We start from the raw sequence: 21,505 nt of genomic DNA, 5'->3' as shown, positions 1-21,505 counted from the left end.
AGAGAATGAAAGTATTAGTGATTGGTAACGGCGGGCGCGAGCACGCCCTGGCGTGGAAAGCGGCGCAGTCTGCGCAGGTTGAAACCGTCTTTGTGGCACCGGGTAACGCCGGTACCGCCCTGGAGCCTACCCTGCAGAACGTCGCTATCGGCGTAACCGATATCCCGGCGCTGCTGAGCTTTGCCCAGAGTGAAAAAATCGATCTGACCATTGTGGGTCCGGAAGCGCCGCTGGTCATTGGCGTGGTAGACGCATTCCGTGCCGCGGGCCTGACCATCTTCGGCCCGACCGAAGGCGCCGCGCAGCTCGAAGGCTCCAAAGCCTTCACCAAAGATTTCCTCGCGCGTCACAACATTCCGACCGCGGAATATCAGAACTTCACCGAAGTGGAGCCCGCGCTGGCCTACTTACGTGAAAAAGGCGCGCCGATTGTGATCAAAGCCGACGGTCTGGCAGCGGGTAAAGGCGTTATCGTGGCGATGACGCTCGAAGAAGCAGAAGCTGCCGTTCAGGATATGCTGGCAGGTAACGCTTTTGGTGATGCAGGCCACCGTATCGTTATCGAAGAGTTTCTTGATGGCGAAGAGGCGAGCTTTATCGTCATGGTCGACGGCGAGCATGTGCTGCCGATGGCCACCAGCCAGGATCATAAGCGCGTTGGCGATGCCGATACCGGCCCGAATACCGGCGGGATGGGGGCTTACTCCCCTGCTCCTGTGGTGACGGATGAAGTTCACCAGCGCACCATGGACCGCATCATCTGGCCTACCGTTAAAGGAATGGCGGCGGAAGGCAATACCTACACTGGTTTCCTCTATGCTGGCCTGATGATCGACAAACAGGGCAACCCGAAGGTTATCGAGTTCAACTGCCGCTTTGGCGACCCAGAAACGCAGCCAATCATGCTGCGCATGAAATCCGATCTGGTGGAGCTGTGCCTGGCGGCCTGCGAAGGCAAGCTGGACGAAAAGCGCTCGGAGTGGGATGAGCGTGCTTCTCTGGGCGTGGTAATTGCGGCGGGCGGTTATCCGGGCAACTACAACACCGGCGATGAGATCCACGGCCTGCCGCTGGAAGCCATCGAAGGCGCGAAGGTATTCCATGCGGGGACTAAGCTCTCCGATGACGAACGCGTGCTGACTAACGGTGGCCGCGTCCTGTGCGCCACGGCGCTGGGCAACACCGTCGCAGAAGCGCAGCAACGCGCCTATGCCCTGATGGCGGATATTCACTGGAACGGTAGCTTCAGCCGTAACGATATTGGTTACCGCGCCATTGCGCGCGAGCAAGGGAAGTAACTCCCCCCTTCACCAGTCCCTCTCCCGCAAGGGAGGGGGATTTTCAGAAACTCTTCTCTGTCGGCTGCCAGGTACAAAAATCTTCGTTCGCCACCAGCAGCAGCTGTGATCCTTCAGGCGCTTCCAGCCACGCCACGCTCACTGCCATGGAGGAGTGACTCTGCCGGCGTGCAATATGTTCCGTTGCCCAGCTATCGAGATCCGGCTTCAGGGTCTGGCCTTCACACGTTGTCACGGAGCCGTCAACATGCCAGCGCCCCTGATGTAGCACGACCCTTCCCTGTCGCAGCGCGTCGCTGGTCTGGCGAATCTGCGCGGCGCGGTAGCGGTAAAGCTCGATTTGATCGGTAGAGAGTTGCTGTTTAAGGCCACCGGTTTCGTGCTGCATAAAGCTCAGCTCACCGTGGTCGTCAAAGCGTACCCGCACATGCTCGGGGACTTTGCTGTAGATGTTTACGTCGATCCAGACGAGCGTATCGCCCTGCCAGCGATATTCACTGGTGGTGGTACTGCCGCTGTGCCAGGGGCTAAACGCGGAGAGGAGATGCACTTCGTCATCTGAATCTTTACGCCAGACGCGTACCGCGCCCTGATCGTCAGCGTAGCCGCTGGCGGTAAAAGGCGGCAGGGAGGAGTCATGGCTACAGGCGGTTAATACAAATATGCCTGCCAGCACCGTCACCTGGCGCCAGACAGACAAAAGGGGCGAAACCGCCCCCTCGATAAAACTGTTCACTGCTACGCGGCTTACTTAACTGCGTCTTTCAGTGCTTTGCCAGAAACAAATGCTGGCACGTTAGCTGCAGCGATTTTGATTTCGTTACCGGTCTGCGGGTTGCGGCCAGTACGCTCAGCGCGGTGGTTCACTTTGAAGGTACCGAAACCTACCAGTTGTACAGCATCGCCTTCTTTCAGAGACTCAGTAATTGCAGCCAGGGTGGATTCCAGAGCAGCTTTAGCCTGTACTTTAGACAGGTCAGCTTTGTCCGCAATTACATCAATCAGTTGAGTCTTGTTCATAAGTTATCCTTTCAATGTGTTTATCGCTTGCTAAGCATCGAGTGCGACGAAAATGCCAAAAAAGCACTCTCCTGCATACACGCACCGATAGCCACTTTTTTTCGCCCCCCAAATGTAGACCAGACGGGGGGCAGAAGGGAAGAGTAGAGGCATGACAAAACAGGCGTTAAATCACGTTTTGTTGTCTCACTGGTTAAGATTTATACCAATGTTACTCTCGCCTGCCTCACGCAAGTCTGCGCGTAGACCTTTAATCAGTTCGATATCGCGTTCTTCGCACTCCGCCAGCAAACGGAAAATTTCCCACTGGATGTCCCATTCCTGCTCAATGGCCGGGTTCAGACGGAGCTCTTCATCGGTCATTTCACGCCCTTCCTGGGTCATCTCCAGCATCGCTACGGTAGTAATAGAGGCCTTACTGACTTCGATGGCATGTTCCAGCGTTTCACCACTCAGACGCGAGTGAATCAGTTCACTTAGCGCTACACAGGCATCAATTGCCGGATAGACGCCATAGACATCATAGTCATCGGCAACCGGGATCGCCTCTTCCAGCTTATCGAGCTGGGAGTCGAAGTTTACCTTCGCATCTTTAACCGTCAGCGTTTCCCACACCAGATCGAGAATACGACGATAGAGTTGACCATCACCAAATTCGGTCTGCTTGCAGAACATGGCATAGTTCGGATACATACGTTCGCACAGACAGGCCATAAATGTGACGTGCTGCCAGCTTTCCAGCTTCTCAAGGCGCAGGTGAATCGGGTTTTGTAACATGATGATGTCTCGAATCGAAAATTGGCCGCAGTTTACCTGATTCAGCGCTGAATTTCCTGCCAACGAACAAACGCCGGACGCCCGGACGCTACCGCATCGGCCCAGCGGGTCGGCTCCGGTAGCCGGTAGCCCCGCATACAGCGCTGCACCCACGCCAGCGCGGTGTCGGTACTGACGCGATGGCCGGTGGCGACGAACAGTGGATTACACCGGGCTTTGCTGCGCCAGACCCACGCCAGCTGTTCGCCTTTATCCATTAACGGTGCCAGCGCGCCGGGTTCGGGCGACAGGGGATCAAACTTACCGCAGAGGCGTTTTTTCGCCACGCCGATGGTCGGGACATCCACCAGCAGCCCAAAATGGCTGGCGACGCCGAGACGGCGCGGGTGGGAGATGCCATGCCCGTCAACGAACAGCAGATCGGGTCTTTGCGAGAGCTGATCCCACGCCGCCAGCAGCGCGGGATATTCACGAAAAGAGAGGAAGCCGGGGATATACGGCATGGTAGTGGCGATCCGCGCTACCTGATACTCAACCAGTTCCAGGTCGGGGTACGTCAGCAGCACTATCGCCGCCCGCGTCACCTCTCCCCCCTGCTCAAACCCCACATCGGCCCCCGCAATCAGCGAGGGTGGGTCTTTATCCAGACGATCCTCACGGGATACAGACGCAGCGAGTTTAAGTTGTTGAGCGCGAAGTGACGCAAGATCCATAACGACTCCTTACGGGTGGTACTGGGCAGAAAGTCGGTGCACCGCCTCCACAAACACGCCTGCATGCTCTGGCGGTACATCCTGATGAATACCGTGCCCCAGGTTAAAGACATGGCCCTCGCCCTGACCGAAGCCCGCCAAAATGGTCGCGACTTCTTCTTCAATTCGGGCGGCCGGAGCATACAGCATAGACGGATCCATGTTGCCTTGCAGGGCGACTTTGTCACCCACGCGGCGGCGGGCATCGGCAATATCGGTGGTCCAGTCGAGGCCCAGCGCATCACAGCCGGTTTCTGCCATCGCCTCCAGCCACTGGCCGCCGCCTTTGGTGAACAGCGTTACCGGCACGCGACGGCCTTCGTTTTCACGCAGCAGGCCATCAACGATTTTATGCATGTAGTAGAGCGAGAACTGCTGATAGTCGCGACCCGTCAGTACCCCACCCCAAGTGTCGAAGATCATCACCGACTGAGCGCCCGCTTTGATCTGGGCATTCAGATAGAGGGTGACGCTTTTCGCCAGCTTGTCGAGCAGAGCATGGAGCGCCAGCGGATCGGCGTACATCATCTTCTTGATCACGGTAAAGGCTTTGCTGCTGCCCCCTTCGACCATGTAGGTCGCCAGGGTCCACGGGCTGCCGGAGAACCCAATCAGCGGCACGTCGCCTTTCAGCTCGCGGCGAATGGTGCGCACCGCGTTCATCACATAACCGAGTTCCTGCTCCGGGTCCGGGACAGGCAGGTTGTCGATCTCCGCTTTGCTCTTAATCGGCGAGCTAAAGCGCGGGCCTTCGCCGGTTTCGAAGTACAGGCCAAGCCCCATCGCGTCCGGGATGGTCAGGATGTCGGAGAAGAGGATCGCCGCGTCCAGCGGGTAGCGGCGCAGCGGCTGAAGCGTTACCTCACAGGCCAGCTCCGCGTTTTTGCACAGGGACATGAAATCGCCTGCCTGCGCCCGGGTGGCTTTATATTCCGGTAGATAGCGACCCGCCTGGCGCATCATCCATACCGGGGTGACATCAACGGGTTGGCGCAGCAGCGCACGCAGATAACGATCGTTCTTCAGTTCGGTCATTTTTGCAGTTCCTTAAGCGTCTTGTCCCCAGTGTATCACGTCATTCATAGTCGGCCCGACACATTGCCACGGTATCTTCTATCAGGCGACGCGCCACGGTGCCTGGCGGCGGGAGCAGCGGTAAATCGTCGTAGCGATACCAGTCGGCTGACAGCAGCTCTTTCGGGTCGATGACGATCTCGCCGCTGTCATATTCGGCCATAAAAGCGGTCATCAACGACTGCGGGAACGGCCACGGCTGGGAGGTGACATAGCGCAGGTTCTTCACCTTGATGCCGCTCTCTTCCATCACTTCCCGGGCGACAGCCTGCTCCAGCGTTTCGCCCACTTCGACAAACCCGGCCAGCACGGTATGCACCCCGTTACGATGACGCGTGTGTTGCGCCAGCAGGATAGTCTCTTCACGACGAATGGCGACGATGATGCACGGCGCGATTTGCGGGTAGTAACGTTCGCGGCAGTGGCCGCAGAGCATGGCCCACTCGGTTTTGCTTGGGTGCATGGTGTGACCACAGTAGCCGCAGTATTTATGCGAGCGATAAAACTCGGCCAACTGCACAGCACGTCCGGCCAGCTGGAACAGACCCACATCAAGATCGAGCACCTGGCGTACCGATCCCATATCGTGACGGCGATTTTGTTGGATCAACCACACAGGATCGCCCTGCCACTCCCCGATATTAAGTGCGGGTTGACCCGCAAGATCGAAATTTCCGGCCTCGCCATGTGGTAATTCACCACCGGGCAACCATAATTTTTGTTCATGGCTGACTAACCACCAGCCGCGATCCGATTTTTCAATTATACGATCCATATCTATTGCACTACCTTTGCTTCACAGGCATGTTGGTAACAATACTATTACATTTTGGGCGGGCAGAATTTAATCTTAACCTTGCGGAGTCAAACATGCTAAACCAGCTAGAAAACCTGACAGAACGCGTTGGCGGATGTAACAACCTGGTCGATCGCTGGCTGCACGTGCGGAAACATCTGCTTGTTGCCTACTACAACCTTGTTGGCATTAAACCGGGCAAAGAGTCCTATATGCGCCTGAACGAAAAAGCGCTGGACGATTTCTGTCAGAGCCTGGTCGATTACCTTTCTAACGGCCATTTCAATATTTATGAGCGTATTATCGGTGAAATGGAAGGTAACAGCCCGTTTTTAGCGGCCACCAAACTCTATCCTCTGCTGGAAGCCAATACCCAGCAAATCATGGATTATTACGACTCCACGCTCGAGAATGCCATCGATCAGGATAATTATCTGGAATTTCAGCAGGCCCTCTCTGATATCGGCGAGGCGCTGGAGCAGCGGTTTACGCTGGAAGACAACCTGATCGCCCTTGCGCTGGATCACAATTTGAAAGCGAGTAACGAAGATAACGTCACCCGACCGGCTTGAGTTATTTATCGTTAACGCGTAATTTACATTTACTGCTCCCGCTGTAGGGGAGCACATTCTTGTCGGAGTGCCCAGTGCGAAAGCCGGGCTGAGACCGTTAATTCGGGATCCGCGGAACCTGATCAGGTTAAAACCTGCGAAGGGAACAAGAGTCAATCTGTTCATGTATCGCCGCCGGGCGATCCTCTCTTGCTTCATCCGTCGTCTGACAAGCCACTTCCTCACTTTCTGGAACGAGCTATGTCTGCCACAAAATTGACCCGCCGCGAACAGCGCGCACAAGCCCAACACTTTATCGACACCCTGGAAGGCACCGCTTTCCCTAACTCAAAACGCATCTATCTGACCGGTTCCCGGGAGGATATTCGCGTGCCCATGCGCGAGATCCAGCTCAGTCCGACGCTCGTCGGCGGCAGCAAAGAGGCTCCCCAGTTTGAAGAGAACGAAGCAGTGCCGGTCTACGACACGTCCGGCCCGTACGGCGATCCGGCGATAACCATCAACGTGCAGCAGGGGCTGGCGAAACTGCGCCAACCCTGGATTGACGCACGTAACGATTGCGAAGCGCTAACCGAACAAAGCTCAGCTTACACCCGGGAGCGCCTGGCCGATGATGGTCTGGACGAGCTGCGCTTCACCGGCCTTCTTACGCCGAAACGTGCCAGAGCGGGCAAATGCGTCACCCAGCTGCACTACGCCCGTCAGGGGATCGTAACCCCGGAGATGGAGTTTATCGCCATTCGCGAAAACATGGGCCGCGAGCGCATCCGTACCGACGTGCTGCGCCACCAGCATCCGGGCGAAGGGTTTGGTGCCCGCCTGCCGGAGAACATCACCCCGGAGTTTGTCCGTGACGAAGTCGCTGCCGGGCGCGCCATTATCCCGGCCAACATTAACCACCCGGAGTCGGAGCCGATGATTATCGGCCGTAACTTCCTGGTGAAAGTGAATGCCAACATCGGTAACTCAGCGGTCACCTCGTCTATCGAAGAGGAGGTGGAGAAACTGGTCTGGTCGACCCGCTGGGGCGCGGACACGGTGATGGACCTCTCTACCGGGCGCTATATTCACGAAACCCGCGAGTGGATCCTGCGTAACAGCCCGGTGCCCATTGGTACGGTGCCCATCTACCAGGCGCTGGAGAAAGTGAACGGCATCGCCGAAGATCTCACCTGGGAGGCCTTCCGGGATACCCTGCTGGAGCAGGCCGAGCAAGGCGTCGACTACTTCACCATCCACGCCGGCGTGCTGCTGCGCTACGTGCCGATGACGGCTAAGCGCCTGACCGGTATCGTCTCCCGCGGCGGTTCAATCATGGCGAAATGGTGCCTCTCCCACCATCGGGAAAACTTCCTCTATGAACACTTCCGCGAAATCTGCGAGATCTGCGCCGCGTACGACGTGTCGCTGTCGCTGGGCGATGGCCTGCGTCCGGGCTCCATTCGCGATGCCAACGACGAGGCGCAGTTTGCCGAGCTGCACACCCTGGGCGAGCTGACCAAAATCGCCTGGGAGTATGACGTGCAGGTGATGATCGAAGGCCCGGGCCACGTGCCGATGCAGATGATCCGCCGCAACATGACCGAAGAGCTGGAGCACTGCCACGAAGCGCCGTTCTATACCCTGGGGCCGTTGACCACCGATATCGCACCGGGTTATGACCACTTCACCTCGGGGATTGGCGCGGCGATGATCGGCTGGTTCGGCTGCGCCATGCTCTGCTACGTCACGCCGAAAGAGCACCTCGGCCTGCCAAACAAAGAGGATGTAAAGCAGGGGCTGATCACCTACAAAATTGCCGCCCACGCTGCCGATCTGGCGAAGGGCCATCCGGGGGCGCAGATCCGCGATAACGCCATGTCAAAAGCGCGCTTCGAGTTCCGCTGGGAAGATCAGTTCAACCTCGCCCTCGACCCGTTCACCGCCCGCGCCTACCACGACGAAACCCTGCCGCAGGAGTCCGGCAAAGTGGCGCACTTCTGCTCCATGTGCGGGCCAAAATTCTGCTCGATGAAAATCAGCCAGGAGGTACGTGACTACGCCGCCGCGCAGACCATCGAAGTGGGCATGGCCGATATGTCGGAAACCTTCCGCGCCCGGGGCGGCGAAATCTACCTCAAAAAAGAGGAGGCGTAATGTATCAACCCAACTTTCCGCCGGTGCCCTTTCATCTGGGGCTCTATCCGGTGGTCGACAGCGTGGCGTGGATCGAACGCCTGCTCGCTGCGGGCGTAAAGACGATCCAGCTGCGCATTAAAGATAAACAGGACGATGAGGTAGAAGCCGACGTCATCACGGCCATTGCTCTGGGGCGTCGCTACGACGCCCGCCTGTTTATCAATGACTACTGGCGCCTGGCGATCAAGCACCAGGCTTACGGTGTCCATCTGGGCCAGGAGGATCTGGAGACCACCGAGCTTGAGGCCATTCGGGCTGCCGGGTTGCGTCTCGGCGTGTCGACCCACGACGATATGGAGATCGACGTGGCGCTGGCGGCGCGTCCCTCCTACATCGCGCTGGGGCACGTTTTCCCGACCCAAACCAAGCAGATGCCATCGGCCCCGCAGGGGCTGGAACAGCTGGCCCGCCATATCGACCGGCTCGGGGATTACCCCACCGTCGCCATCGGCGGTATCAGTCTCGAACGCGCGCCCGCGGTTCTGGCGACCGGTGTAGGGAGCATCGCGGTGGTGAGCGCCATTACTCAGGCCGACGACTGGCAGGCGGCGACAACACAGCTATTGCAACTGGCGGGGGCGGGCGATGAATGACCGTGACTTTATGCGCTACAGCCGCCAGATCCTGCTGGAAGATATCGCCATCGACGGGCAGCAAAAGCTGCTCGCCAGCCGGGTGCTGGTGGTCGGCCTGGGCGGGTTAGGCGCCCCGGCGGCGCTCTACCTGGCCGGCGCCGGGATCGGCACCCTGGTGCTGGCCGACAATGATGAGGTGCATCTGAGTAATTTGCAGCGCCAGATCCTCTTTACCACCGACGATATCGCCCAGCCAAAAGCGCAGGTGACAGAGCGTCGCCTGCAGCAGCTTAATCCCGACATCCGGCTGATCGCCCTGCAGACCCGCCTGGCAGGCAGCGCGCTGCAGGAGGAGATTGCTCGCGCCGACGTGGTGCTGGACTGCACCGATAACATGGCTACCCGTCAGGCGATCAATGCCGCCTGTGTGATGCTCAATACGCCACTTATCACCGCCAGCGCCGTGGGCTTTGGCGGACAGATGATGGTGCTCACGCCCCCCTGGACCCAGGGCTGCTACCGCTGCCTGTGGCCGGATGATGAAGAGCCGCAGCGTAACTGCCGCACCGCGGGTATTGTCGGGCCGGTGGTTGGCGTGATGGGCACCCTGCAGGCGCTGGAGGCGATCAAGCTGCTCAGCGGCATCGAGGCCACGCGCAATACGCTACGCCTGTTCGACGCCCGGGCGGGAAGCTGGCGGCAGCTGGCTTTGCAGCGCGCCAGCGGATGCCAGGTGTGTGGAGGGCGGCATGCGGATCCTGTTTAACGACGAACCGATGCAGTGCGTGGAGGGATTGACCATCGCCACCCTGCTCTCCCAGCTATGCCAGTTAAAACCCGGGGTCGCGCTGGCCCTGAATCAACAGATCCTGCCGCGCGAGCAGTGGGAAAAACAGCAGGTGCGCGAAGGCGATCAGATCCTGCTCTTTCAGGTGATTGCCGGAGGCTAAGATGTTACGTATTGCTGATAAAACCTTTGATTCACATCTGTTTACCGGCACGGGAAAATTCGCCTCGCCGCAGCTGATGGTGGACGCGATCCGGGAGAGCGGCAGCCAGCTGGTGACGCTGGCCATGAAGCGGGTCGATCTGCGTAATCACAACGACGCCATTCTGGCGCCGCTGCTGGAGGCGGGCGTCAGCCTGCTGCCCAATACCTCCGGCGCCAAAACCGCGGAAGAGGCGCTATTCGCGGCCCGACTGGCGCGCGAGGCGCTGGGAACGCACTGGCTCAAACTGGAGATTCATCCCGACGCCCGCTGGCTGCTGCCCGATCCCATCGAGACGCTAAAGGGGGCAGAGATGCTGGTGAAAGAGGGATTCACCGTGCTGCCCTACTGCGGCGCCGATCCGGTGCTGTGCAAACGGCTCGAAGAGGCAGGCTGTGCGGCAGTGATGCCGCTCGGGGCACCGATAGGCTCCAATCAGGGGCTGGAAACCCGCGCGATGCTGGAGATCATTATTCAGCAGGCGACCGTGCCGGTGATCGTCGATGCCGGGATCGGCGTACCCAGCCACGCCGCGCAGGCGCTGGAGATGGGTGCCGACGCCGTACTGGTCAACACTGCCATTGCGGTCGCGGACGATCCGGTGATGATGGCGCGGGCGTTTCGTCTGGCGGTGGAGGCTGGCGTGCTGGCACGGCAGTCTGGCCCCGGCGCCCGGAGCGTTGAAGCCCATGCCACCAGCCCGTTAACCGGCTTTCTGGAGGCGTTATCATGAAAACCTTTACCGATCGCTGGCGCCAGCTCGACTGGGACGATATTCGCCTGCGCATCAACAGTAAAACTCCTGCGGATGTGGAGCGCGCGTTAAACGCCCGCCAGCTTACCCGCGAAGATATGATGGCCCTGCTCTCCCCCGCCGCCAGTGGCTATCTGGAGCCGATGGCGCAGCGAGCCCAGCGGCTGACCCGCCAGCGCTTTGGTAACACGGTGAGCTTTTATGTTCCGCTCTATCTCTCCAACCTCTGCGCGAACGACTGCACCTACTGCGGCTTCTCCATGAGCAACCACATCAAGCGCAAAACGCTGGATGAAAACGAAATTGCCCGGGAGTGCGCTGCGATCCGCGAGATGGGGTTTGAGCACCTGCTGCTGGTCACCGGTGAGCACCAGACCAAGGTCGGAATGGACTATTTTCGCCGCCATATCCCGGCGATTCGCCGCCAGTTCGCCTCGTTGCAGATGGAAGTACAACCGCTGTCAGAAGCAGAATATGGCGAACTGAAAACGCTGGGGCTGGACGGCGTACTGGTCTATCAGGAGACCTACCATGAAACGGTATACGCCCAGCACCATCTGAAAGGTAAAAAGCAGGATTTCTTCTGGCGGCTGGAGACCCCGGATCGGCTGGGACGCGCCGGGATCGATAAGATCGGCCTCGGGGCGCTAACCGGGCTTTCCGACAGCTGGCGCGTCGATAACTTTATGGTGGCGGAACATCTGCTGTGGCTGCAGCAGCACTACTGGCAGAGCCGGTATTCAATCTCTTTTCCCCGGCTGCGCCCCTGCGCCGGCGGGATCCAGCCCGCGTCGATCATGGATGAACGCCAGCTGGTGCAGACTATCTGCGCGTTTCGTCTGCTGGCACCGGAGGTGGAGCTGTCGCTCTCCACCCGGGAATCCCCCGCGTTTCGCGATCGCGTCATTCCTCTGGCGATTAATAACGTCAGCGCCTTTTCAAAAACCCAGCCCGGCGGCTATGCCGATGATCATCCCGAGCTGGAGCAGTTTGCGCCGCACGACAACCGTCGCCCGGAGGCTGTCGCCGAGGCGCTCAGTCTGCAGGGATTGCAGCCGGTCTGGAAAGACTGGGACAGCTGGCTGGGACGCGCCTCGCAATCAGGCTGAAAAAAACGGTAATCCGGTGAAGTTATTACGAGGCGTCACGTAACCTCATCAACGGGCCGTTGCTGTAACGCGCCCGGATTTTTACGCTTGTTTCGTCAGCAGAGGATGCTGACCAGGGCGGAAAGCTTCTTCCTCGTTTCGCCCTGCCTTCCCCATTCTGTAACAGTTGTAACCGGTTTCAGAAAATGCAGGTTTCTTTGTGATGCTTCACACACAATCGCGGTAATGCGGTTGTCGTAACGGACAGTGCGGGATAATTATCAATAAACACATGTACATTGGGGCTGACTATGAAGAACATCGTTTTATGCTGTGCAGCGGGAATGTCCACCAGCATGCTGGTTCAACGCATGAAAGACGCCGCACAGAAAAAAGGGGTCGACGTAACCATTAAAGCCGTACCGGTTGCTGAGTTTAAAGATGAAATCGCCGCAGCCGACATTGTGTTGCTTGGCCCGCAGGTCAAATATGAACTGAATAATCTTCAGGCCCAGGCGGAACCGCTGGGTAAGAAGGTCGCGGTTATCGACATGATGGATTACGGCATGATGAAAGGTGATGCCGTACTGGAAAAAGCCCTTAAACTGCTGGAGTGAGCCATGGAAGATTTAGAAACGATTATTATGGAACTGCTGGTGAATGCCGGTGCAGCCCGTAGCTCAGCATTAACCGCGCTGCAGATGGCGCGAAAAGGTGATTTTGCCGAGGCTGAAAAAGCGATGGAAGAGTCACGGGAGTTCGTCAAACAGGCGCATTCCATCCAGACTAAATTGATTGGTCTTGATGAAGGCACCGGCAAGCTGCCGGTAAATCTGATCACCGTTCACTCGCAGGATCACCTGATGAACGCGATGGTAATTCAGGATCTGGCCGGGGATATGATCGAGCTGTATCGCCGTTTGCCGCTGGTGAACTAACACCGAACCGTAGGCCGGGTAAGCGTAGCGCCACCCGGCAACAACCGCACCAGACTGCCGTACATCAGACAAAAAAAAACCCGCCGAAGCGGGTTTTTTAATGGGCTGACTTAACGATTACTCGTTGTCAGAACCGCCCAGGCCTGCGTTCAGCAGCTCTGCCAGGCTGGCAGAGGCATCTTCAGCAGTTACCTGCGGTGCAGCAGGGATTTCGCCCGCTGCGCGACGGCGCATACGATCCTGGTGGTAGGCATAACCGGTACCCGCCGGGATCAGACGACCCACGATAACGTTCTCTTTCAGACCGCGCAGTTCGTCGCGTTTGCCCGCAACGGCTGCTTCGGTAAGCACACGAGTGGTCTCCTGGAACGATGCCGCGGAGATGAAGGACTCGGTTGCCAGAGACGCTTTGGTGATACCCAGCAGATCGCGTGCGTAGGTCGCACTGAGTTTGCCGTTCGCTTCCAGATCGCGGTTAGCAATCTTAACGCGAGAGTATTCAACCTGCTCACCTTCGAGGAAGTCGGAGCTACCGGCATTCACGATGGTGGCTTTACGCAGCATCTGACGAACGATAACTTCGATGTGCTTATCGTTGATCTTAACGCCTTGCAGACGGTAAACGTCCTGTACTTCGTTGGTGATGTAACGCGTTACCGCGTGTACGCCACGAAGACGCAGAATGTCGTGCGGTGCTTCCGGACCGTCGGAAACCACGTCACCACGTTCTACACGTTCACCTTCAAACACGTTGAGCTGACGCCATTTTGGAATCATCTCTTCGTACGGATCGCTGCCATCCAGCGGCGTGATCACCAGACGGCGCTTCCCTTTGGTCTCTTTACCGAAGGAAATAATACCGCTGATTTCAGCCAGGATTGCCGGCTCTTTCGGACGACGTGCTTCGAACAGGTCCGCAACGCGCGGCAGACCACCGGTGATATCTTTGGTACCGCTGGATTCCTGAGGAATACGCGCCAGAGCATCACCCGCGCCGATCTGAATACCGTCTTCCAACTGGACAATCGCTTTACCTGGCAGGAAGTACTGAGCCGGCATATCGGTGCCTGGGATCAGAACGTCGTTGCCGTTAGCATCAACGATTTTCAGTGCTGGACGCAGATCTTTACCACCCGCGGTACGTTCTGCAGAGTCCAGAACCACCAGGGAAGAGAGACCGGTCAGTTCGTCGGTCTGACGAGTAATCGTCTGGCCGTCGATCATATCGGTAAAGCGAATGAAGCCCGCCACTTCGGTGATAACCGGCATGGTGTGCGGATCCCAGTTTGCTACGGTTTCGCCGCCTGCAACCTGCTCGCCGTCGCCTTTCGCCATTACCGCACCGTAAGGCACTTTATAGCTCTCTTTGGTACGACCGAATTCGTCGATCAGTTTCAGCTCGGTGTTACGGGACGTGATAACCAGTTTACCGCTGGAGTTCACAACCGACTTCGCGTTGCTGAGCTTGATGCTACCTTTGTTTTTCACCTGGATGCTGGATTCAGCAGCCGCACGAGATGCCGCACCACCGATGTGGAACGTACGCATCGTCAGCTGTGTACCCGGTTCACCGATGGACTGTGCCGCGATAACACCGATTGCTTCACCTTTGTTGATGATGTGGCCACGCGCCAGGTCACGACCATAGCAGTGCGCACATACACCAAAGTCGGTGTCACAGGATACAACGGAACGTACTTTCACGGAGTCAACAGAGTTCACTTCCAGCAGATCACACCACTGCTCGTTCAGCAGGGTGTTACGTGGAACCAGAATGTCTGCAGTGCCCGGCTTCAGAACGTCTTCCGCGGTCACACGACCCAGTACGCGATCGCGCAGCGGCTCTTTAACATCACCACCCTCGATAACCGGGGTCATGGTGATACCTTCGAGGGTGCCACAATCGTCTTCGGTAACAACCAGGTCCTGCGCAACGTCTACCAGACGACGCGTCAGATAACCGGAGTTAGCTGTTTTCAGTGCGGTATCCGCCAGACCTTTACGCGCACCGTGCGTGGAGATGAAGTACTGGAGTACGTTCAGACCTTCACGGAAGTTCGCGGTGATTGGCGTTTCGATGATGGAGCCATCTGGCTTCGCCATCAGACCACGCATACCTGCCAGCTGACGAATCTGTGCTGCAGAACCACGCGCACCGGAGTCGGCCATCATGTAGATGCTGTTGAAGGAGACCTGCTGCTCTTCTTTACCTTCACGGTTGATTACCGTTTCAGTCTGCAGGTTGTCCATCATCGCTTTGGATACACGATCGTTCGCCGCTGCCCAGATATCGATAACTTTGTTATAGCGTTCGCCTGCGGTTACCAGACCAGACTGGAACTGCTCCTGGATCTCAGCAACTTCAGCTTCCGCTTCAGAGATGATCTCGTGTTTCTTCTCTGGGATGACCATGTCATCAATACCAACAGATGCACCTGAACGCGCTGCATAAGCAAAGCCGGTGTACATTGTCTGGTCAGCGAAGATAACGGTCGGCTTCAGACCCAGAATGCGGTAACAGGTGTTCAGCATTTTGGAGATCGCTTTCTTACCCAGCGCCTGGTTGACGATGGAGAAAGGCAGACCTTTCGGTACGATCATCCACAGAATGGCACGGCCAATGGTCGTGTCTTTCAGACTGGTTTTCGCAACGAATTCGCCGTTTTCATCTTTTTCATATTCGGTGATACGCACTTTAACGCGCGCATGCAGAGAGGCCAGGCCAGCGCGATAGATACGCTCAGCTTCTTTCGGGCCAGTCAGCACCATGCCTTCGCCTTTGGCGTTAACACAGTCACGGGTCATGTAGTACAGACCCAGTACAACGTCCTGAGAAGGAACGATGATTGGTTCACCGTTCGCTGGAGACAGGATGTTGTTAGTAGACATCATCAGCGCACGCGCTTCGAGCTGGGCTTCCAGCGTCAGCGGTACGTGAACAGCCATCTGGTCACCATCGAAGTCGGCGTTATAGGCCGCACAAACCAGCGGGTGCAGCTGGATAGCTTTACCTTCGATCAGTACTGGCTCAAATGCCTGGATACCCAGACGGTGCAGGGTTGGTGCACGGTTCAGCAGTACCGGGTGTTCGCGGATCACTTCGTCCAGGATATCCCAAACGACAGCTTCTTCACGCTCAACCATTTTCTTAGCGGCTTTGATGGTGGTGGCGAGGCCACGCAGTTCCAGCTTGCCGTAGATGAACGGTTTGAACAGCTCCAGCGCCATTTTCTTCGGCAGACCGCACTGATGCAGACGCAGGTATGGACCTACGGTGATTACAGAACGACCGGAGTAGTCAACACGCTTACCGAGCAGGTTCTGACGGAAACGACCCTGCTTACCTTTGATCATGTCGGCCAAAGATTTCAGAGGACGTTTGTTAGAACCGGTGATCGCACGACCGCGACGACCGTTATCCAGCAGGGCATCTACCGCTTCCTGCAGCATACGTTTTTCGTTGCGTACGATGATATCTGGCGCAGCCAGATCCAGCAGACGTTTCAGACGGTTGTTACGGTTAATGACGCGACGATAGAGATCGTTCAGGTCAGACGTCGCGAAACGACCACCATCCAGCGGAACCAGCGGACGCAGATCTGGCGGCAGAACCGGCAGAACGGTCAGGATCATCCACTCTGGTTTGTTACCAGACTGAACGAACGCTTCCAGCAGTTTGATACGCTTGGTCAGCTTTTTACGCTTGGTTTCGGAGTTGGTTTCGTTCAGCTCTTCACGCAGCTGCTCGCACTCTTGCTCCAGATCCATGCTCTTCAGCAGGGCCTGGATCGCTTCCGCACCCATCTTCGCGTCGAATTCGTCACCGAACTCTTCCAGCGCGTCCAGATACTGCTCTTCGGTCAGGATCTGGTTACGTTCCAGATTGGTCATGCCGCCTTCGATAACCACATAGGATTCGAAGTAAAGAACACGCTCGATATCGCGCAGTGGCATATCGAGCAGCAGGCCGATACGGGACGGCAGAGATTTCAGGAACCAGATGTGGGCAGTCGGAGACGCCAGCTCGATGTGGCCCATGCGCTCACGACGCACTTTAGTCTGGGTCACTTCAACGCCGCACTTCTCACAGATCACACCACGGTGTTTCAGGCGCTTGTACTTACCGCACAGGCACTCGTAATCTTTTACTGGCCCGAAAATACGCGCACAGAAAAGGCCGTCACGCTCAGGTTTGAACGTACGGTAGTTGATGGTTTCCGGCTTTTTAACTTCACCGAAAGACCATGAACGGATCATGTCTGGCGAGGCCAGAGCAATTTTGATCGCATCAAACTCTTCGGTTTTAGTTTGCGCTTTCAGAAACTTTAATAAGTCTTTCACGGATTTGCTCCCGTCGGAGTTAGCACAATCTGGTGTCGGGAGTTACCCCGACACCAGTGACCTGTTTGAGCGAGAGTTACTCGTCTTCCAGTTCGATGTTGATACCCAGCGAACGAATTTCTTTCAACAGTACGTTGAAGGACTCTGGCATGCCCGGCTCCATCTGATGGTTGCCGTCCACGATGTTTTTATACATCTTGGTACGACCGTTCACGTCATCAGACTTAACGGTGAGCATTTCCTGCAGGGTGTATGCTGCGCCATATGCTTCAAGCGCCCACACTTCCATCTCCCCGAAGCGCTGACCACCGAACTGCGCCTTACCACCCAGCGGCTGCTGAGTAACCAGGCTGTAAGAACCGGTAGAACGCGCGTGCATCTTGTCATCAACCAGGTGGTTCAGTTTCAGCATGTACATGTAGCCAACGGTTACCTGGCGCTCGAACTGCTCACCGGTACGACCGTCGAACAGAGTGATCTGGCCAGAACTTGGCAGGCCACCCAGCTGTAACAGTTCCTTGATTTCAGACTCTTTCGCACCATCGAAGACAGGCGTTGCGATTGGCATACCCTTACGCAGGTTTTCAGCCAGACGCATCACTTCTTCATCGCTGAAGGTGTTCAGGTCGACTTTCTGGCAAACGTCGGTACCCAGATCGTACGCACGCTGGATGAATTCGCGCAGTTTCGCGACTTCCTGCTGCTGTTTCAGCATGGCGTTAATCTTGTCGCCGATACCTTTCGCAGCCATACCCAGGTGGGTTTCAAGGATCTGACCGATGTTCATACGAGACGGTACGCCCAGTGGGTTCAGTACGATGTCTACCGGCGTGCCGTTTTCATCGTAAGGCATATCTTCGATCGGGTTGATCTTAGAGATAACACCCTTGTTACCGTGACGACCCGCCATCTTATCACCAGGCTGGATCTGACGTTTAACGGCCAGATAAACCTTAACAATCTTCAGCACGCCCGGTGCCAGATCGTCGCCCTGAGTGATTTTGCGGCGTTTCGCTTCGAGTTTCTTCTCGAACTCGTGTTTCAGTTCGTCATACTGCTCAGCCAGCTGTTCCAGCTGATTTTGTTTCTCTTCGTCGGCCAGGCCCAGTTCCAGCCAGCGGTCACGCGGCAGCTTGTCGAGCTTCTCAGCTTCAACACCACCGGAAACCAGCACCGCGTAGATACGACCAAACAGGCCAGCTTCAAGGATCTGCAGCTCTTCAGACAGGTCTTTCTTAGCCTGCTTCAGCTGCATCTCTTCGATTTCCAGCGCACGTTTGTCTTTTTCTACGCCATCGCGAGTAAAGACCTGTACGTCGATAACCGTACCGGAAACACCGTTCGGTACGCGCAGAGAAGAGTCTTTAACGTCAGACGCTTTCTCACCGAAGATCGCGCGCAGCAGTTTCTCTTCTGGCGTCAGCTGGGTTTCACCTTTCGGCGTTACCTTACCAACCAGAATGTCGCCGCCGGTCACTTCCGCACCGATGTAAACGATACCGGATTCATCCAGTTTGGAGAGCGCAGCTTCACCCACGTTAGGGATGTCAGCGGTGATCTCTTCTGGCCCCAGCTTGGTGTCACGGGAGACACAGGCCAGTTCCTGGATGTGAATAGTGGTGAAACGATCTTCCTGAACCACACGCTCGGAGACGAGGATGGAGTCTTCGAAGTTGTAACCGTTCCACGGCATGAACGCTACGCGCATGTTCTGACCGAGCGCCAGTTCACCGAGGTCGGTGGACGGACCGTCTGCCAGCACGTCGCCGCGCTCAACTGGCTCACCCAGAGATACGCAAGGCATCTGGTTGATACAGGTGTTCTGGTTAGAACGGGTGTATTTGGTCAGGTTGTAGATGTCGATACCCGCTTCGCCTGGGTACATCTCGTCTTCGTTAACTTTGATAACGATACGGGATGCATCCACGTACTGAACGGTACCGCCACGTTTAGCAACTGCAGTTACACCGGAGTCAACGGCAACAGCACGTTCCATACCGGTACCAACCAGCGGCTTATCAGCGCGCAGAGTCGGAACCGCCTGACGTTGCATGTTCGCACCCATCAATGCACGGTTGGCGTCATCGTGTTCCAGGAACGGGATCAGGGACGCACCGACGGAAACCACCTGCTGGGTGGAAACGTCCATGTAGTCAACCTGGTCGTTGCTGAACAAGCTGGATTCACCTTTGCTACGGCAGGTAACGAGGTCATCAACAAAGCGACCTTCTTCGTCCAGGTTGGTGTTCGCCTGGGCGATAACGTAGTTACCTTCTTCGATAGCAGACAGGTAGTGAATTTCGTCGGTTACAACACCGTCAGTCACTTTACGGTACGGGGTCTCGAGGAAGCCGTATTCGTTCGTCTGTGCGTACACGGACAGGGAGTTGATCAGACCGATGTTTGGACCTTCAGGCGTTTCGATTGGACATACGCGACCGTAGTGGGTCGGGTGTACGTCTCGAACTTCGAAGCCTGCGCGCTCACGGGTCAGACCGCCTGGGCCGAGTGCAGAGATACGACGCTTGTGCGTGATCTCAGACAGCGGGTTGTTCTGGTCCATAAACTGAGACAGCTGGCTGGAACCAAAGAACTCTTTCACTGCTGCGGAGATCGGCTTGGCGTTGATCATATCCTGAGGCATCAGGGTATCCAGATCGCCCAGAGACAGACGCTCTTTCACCGCACGCTCTACACGTACCAGGCCAACGCGGAACTGGTTTTCCGCCATTTCGCCTACGGAACGGATACGACGGTTGCCGAGGTGGTCGATATCGTCCACTTCGCCTTTACCGTTACGGATATCGATGAGCTTCTTCATCACTTCGATGATGTCTTCTTTGCTCAGGATACCGGAACCTTCGATCGTGTCACGCAGCAGAGAACGGTTGAACTTCATACGACCAACCGCGGAGAGATCGTAGCGGTCTTCGGAGAAGAACAGGTTCTCGAACAGGCTTTCAGCCGCTTCGCGAGTTGGTGGCTCACCAGGGCGCATCATGCGGTAGATTTCTACCAGCGCGCTCAGACGATCGGTGGTTGGGTCGACACGTACGGTTTCGGACATGTACGGACCGTGGTCCAGATCGTTGGTGAACAGCGTTTCGATACGCTTGTGGCCAGACTGGCTCAGCTTAGCCAGCAGATCCAGGCTCAGCTCCATGTTCGCTGGGCAGATCAGCTCGCCAGTAGATGCATCAACGTAGTCTTTTGCTGCAACTTTGCCAGCAATGTACTCAACCGGAACTTCGATGTGTTTGATTTCATCTTTTTCCAGCTGACGGATGTGGCGCGCAGTAATACGGCGGCCTTTTTCCACATACACTTTGCCGTTGGCTTCGATGTCGAACGACGCGGTATCACCACGCAGACGCTCTGGCACCAGTTCCATTTGCAGCTTGTTGTCGCGAATTTCAAAGACAACTTTCTCAAAGAACAGATCAAGAATCTGCTCAGTGGTGTAGTTCAGCGCACGCAGAATGATGGTCGCAGGCAGTTTACGACGACGGTCGATACGGACAAACAGGTTGTCTTTCGGATCGAACTCGAAGTCCAGCCAGGAACCACGGTAAGGAATGATACGCGCGTTATACAGTACTTTACCGGAAGAGTGCGTTTTACCTTTATCGCTGTCGAAGAAGACGCCCGGGCTACGGTGCAGCTGGGAAACGATAACACGCTCAGTACCGTTGATAACGAAAGTACCGTTGTCGGTCATGAGCGGAATTTCGCCCATGTAGACTTCTTGTTCTTTGATGTCTTTAACGGTGCCTTCCGGCGCTTCGCGCTCGTAGATCACCAGACGCAGTTTAACGCGCAGCGGTGCCGAGTAGGTCACGCCACGGATTTGACATTCCTGAACGTCAAATACCGGTTCGCCAAGGCGGTAGCTGACGTATTGCAGCTCGGAGTTACCGCTGTAGCTCTTAATCGGGAATACGGAACGGAAGGCTGCTTCCAGGCCGTACTGCCCTTCAGGATCTTGCTCGATAAACTTCTGGAACGAGTCAAGCTGGATAGAAAGGAGATATGGAATGTCCAGAACTTGTGGACGTTTACCAAAATCCTTACGAATACGTTTTTTCTCGGTATAGGAGTAAACCATAGGGTTCCTCAGCTCGCTGACAAGTCGACCCATCTGTCCATTGGCGGACAGTTTGTGCAACACCATTTTGTTGATCGGAAAATCGAACACTTTCCGCAATGCCTGTTGCTATCACGCTTAAACCATTTCATTGCGATTTACCCAGAGCGAGCACCCTGTCGCAGTATATTAAGTCGTCGATAGAAACAAGCATTGTCAGGACAACCAGCAGTCAAACAGTGTGAAACGCTACTGGCGCCTTACAGCGC

At 56.5% G+C, this 21,505-nt stretch carries 18 protein-coding genes and 1 riboswitch; of the genes, 10 read left to right on the top strand and 8 right to left on the bottom strand.

The window, feature by feature from the left end; translation table 11 throughout:
* Positions 1 to 5 precede the first annotated feature (5 nt).
* Positions 6 to 1,298 (top strand): phosphoribosylamine--glycine ligase, encoded by a 1,293-nt coding sequence (gene purD, locus GNG29_RS01020; protein ID WP_103177816.1) that lies wholly within the window; start codon positions 6 to 8, stop codon positions 1,296 to 1,298.
* 43 nt (positions 1,299 to 1,341) lie between these two features.
* On the opposite strand, the gene GNG29_RS01015 is transcribed toward purD, so the two are convergent.
* The 6 genes from GNG29_RS01015 to nudC all read right to left on the bottom strand — a co-directional run bounded on the left by GNG29_RS01015 (position 1,342) and on the right by nudC (position 5,696).
* On the bottom strand, positions 1,342 to 2,034 hold the full coding sequence (locus GNG29_RS01015; protein ID WP_103177815.1) for a DUF1481 domain-containing protein: 693 nt from the start codon (positions 2,032 to 2,034) through the stop codon (positions 1,342 to 1,344).
* 11 nt (positions 2,035 to 2,045) lie between these two features.
* Entirely contained in the window at positions 2,046 to 2,318 is a 273-nt protein-coding gene (gene hupA, locus GNG29_RS01010; protein WP_032615913.1) for a nucleoid-associated protein HU-alpha, read from the bottom strand.
* Positions 2,319 to 2,504: 186 nt separating this feature from the next.
* Positions 2,505 to 3,095, bottom strand: coding sequence for a YjaG family protein (locus tag GNG29_RS01005; RefSeq protein ID WP_103177814.1), 591 nt, complete (start codon positions 3,093 to 3,095; stop codon positions 2,505 to 2,507).
* Between the two features lie 41 nt (positions 3,096 to 3,136).
* A complete protein-coding gene (nfi, locus tag GNG29_RS01000) occupies positions 3,137 to 3,808 on the bottom strand; it encodes a deoxyribonuclease V (RefSeq protein ID WP_103177813.1) in 672 nt (223 codons plus the stop codon).
* Between the two features lie 9 nt (positions 3,809 to 3,817).
* A complete protein-coding gene (gene hemE / locus GNG29_RS00995) occupies positions 3,818 to 4,882 on the bottom strand; it encodes a uroporphyrinogen decarboxylase (protein WP_103177812.1) in 1,065 nt (354 codons plus the stop codon).
* Between the two features lie 40 nt (positions 4,883 to 4,922).
* A complete protein-coding gene (nudC, locus tag GNG29_RS00990; protein ID WP_103177811.1) occupies positions 4,923 to 5,696 on the bottom strand; it encodes an NAD(+) diphosphatase in 774 nt (257 codons plus the stop codon).
* Between the two features lie 95 nt (positions 5,697 to 5,791).
* Between nudC and rsd the strand changes: the two genes are divergently transcribed.
* From rsd to GNG29_RS00945, 9 genes are all read left to right on the top strand, one after another.
* Entirely contained in the window at positions 5,792 to 6,289 is a 498-nt protein-coding gene (rsd, locus tag GNG29_RS00985; RefSeq protein WP_103177810.1) for a sigma D regulator, read from the top strand.
* Between the two features lie 53 nt (positions 6,290 to 6,342).
* A riboswitch (TPP riboswitch) is annotated at positions 6,343 to 6,451 on the top strand.
* A gap of 78 nt (positions 6,452 to 6,529) precedes the next feature.
* Positions 6,530 to 8,425: a phosphomethylpyrimidine synthase ThiC gene (thiC, locus tag GNG29_RS00980; RefSeq protein WP_103177809.1), complete on the top strand. Its 1,896-nt coding sequence runs from the start codon at positions 6,530 to 6,532 to the stop codon at positions 8,423 to 8,425.
* On the top strand, positions 8,425 to 9,060 hold the full coding sequence (gene thiE, locus GNG29_RS00975; protein ID WP_103177808.1) for a thiamine phosphate synthase: 636 nt from the start codon (positions 8,425 to 8,427) through the stop codon (positions 9,058 to 9,060). The genes thiC and thiE overlap by 1 nt, the downstream gene beginning before the upstream one ends.
* Positions 9,053 to 9,808 (top strand): HesA/MoeB/ThiF family protein, encoded by a 756-nt coding sequence (locus tag GNG29_RS00970; protein WP_156653711.1) that lies wholly within the window; start codon positions 9,053 to 9,055, stop codon positions 9,806 to 9,808. Before thiE ends, GNG29_RS00970 begins: the two co-directional genes overlap by 8 nt.
* Positions 9,792 to 9,992 carry a sulfur carrier protein ThiS gene (gene thiS, locus GNG29_RS00965; protein WP_156653710.1) on the top strand — a complete coding sequence of 67 codons (201 nt, stop codon included), beginning with the start codon at positions 9,792 to 9,794 and terminating at the stop codon, positions 9,990 to 9,992. The genes GNG29_RS00970 and thiS overlap by 17 nt, the downstream gene beginning before the upstream one ends.
* A 1-nt stretch (position 9,993) precedes the next feature.
* The gene (gene thiG, locus GNG29_RS00960) at positions 9,994 to 10,764 is read left to right on the top strand and encodes a thiazole synthase (protein WP_103177805.1); all 771 of its coding nucleotides are present in this window, start codon (positions 9,994 to 9,996) and stop codon (positions 10,762 to 10,764) included.
* Positions 10,761 to 11,894 (top strand): 2-iminoacetate synthase ThiH, encoded by a 1,134-nt coding sequence (thiH, locus tag GNG29_RS00955; protein ID WP_103177804.1) that lies wholly within the window; start codon positions 10,761 to 10,763, stop codon positions 11,892 to 11,894. Before thiG ends, thiH begins: the two co-directional genes overlap by 4 nt.
* A gap of 290 nt (positions 11,895 to 12,184) precedes the next feature.
* On the top strand, positions 12,185 to 12,490 hold the full coding sequence (locus GNG29_RS00950) for a PTS sugar transporter subunit IIB (RefSeq protein ID WP_103177803.1): 306 nt from the start codon (positions 12,185 to 12,187) through the stop codon (positions 12,488 to 12,490).
* Positions 12,491 to 12,493: 3 nt separating this feature from the next.
* Positions 12,494 to 12,811, top strand: a complete 318-nt coding sequence (locus tag GNG29_RS00945; protein WP_039028884.1) for a PTS lactose/cellobiose transporter subunit IIA — start codon at positions 12,494 to 12,496, stop codon at positions 12,809 to 12,811.
* A 117-nt stretch (positions 12,812 to 12,928) separates the two neighbouring features.
* Here the strand turns inward: GNG29_RS00945 and rpoC are convergent, their stop codons facing one another.
* Both rpoC and rpoB read right to left on the bottom strand, forming a co-directional pair.
* The gene (gene rpoC, locus GNG29_RS00940; protein WP_103177802.1) at positions 12,929 to 17,152 is read right to left on the bottom strand and encodes a DNA-directed RNA polymerase subunit beta'; all 4,224 of its coding nucleotides are present in this window, start codon (positions 17,150 to 17,152) and stop codon (positions 12,929 to 12,931) included.
* Positions 17,153 to 17,228: 76 nt separating this feature from the next.
* Entirely contained in the window at positions 17,229 to 21,257 is a 4,029-nt protein-coding gene (gene rpoB / locus GNG29_RS00935) for a DNA-directed RNA polymerase subunit beta (RefSeq protein ID WP_103177801.1), read from the bottom strand.
* Positions 21,258 to 21,505 lie beyond the last annotated feature (248 nt).

Source organism: Leclercia sp. Colony189 (assembly GCF_009740165.1).
GTDB lineage: Bacteria > Pseudomonadota > Gammaproteobacteria > Enterobacterales > Enterobacteriaceae > Enterobacter.
This window is presented reverse-complemented; position numbering and strand designations above follow the sequence as displayed.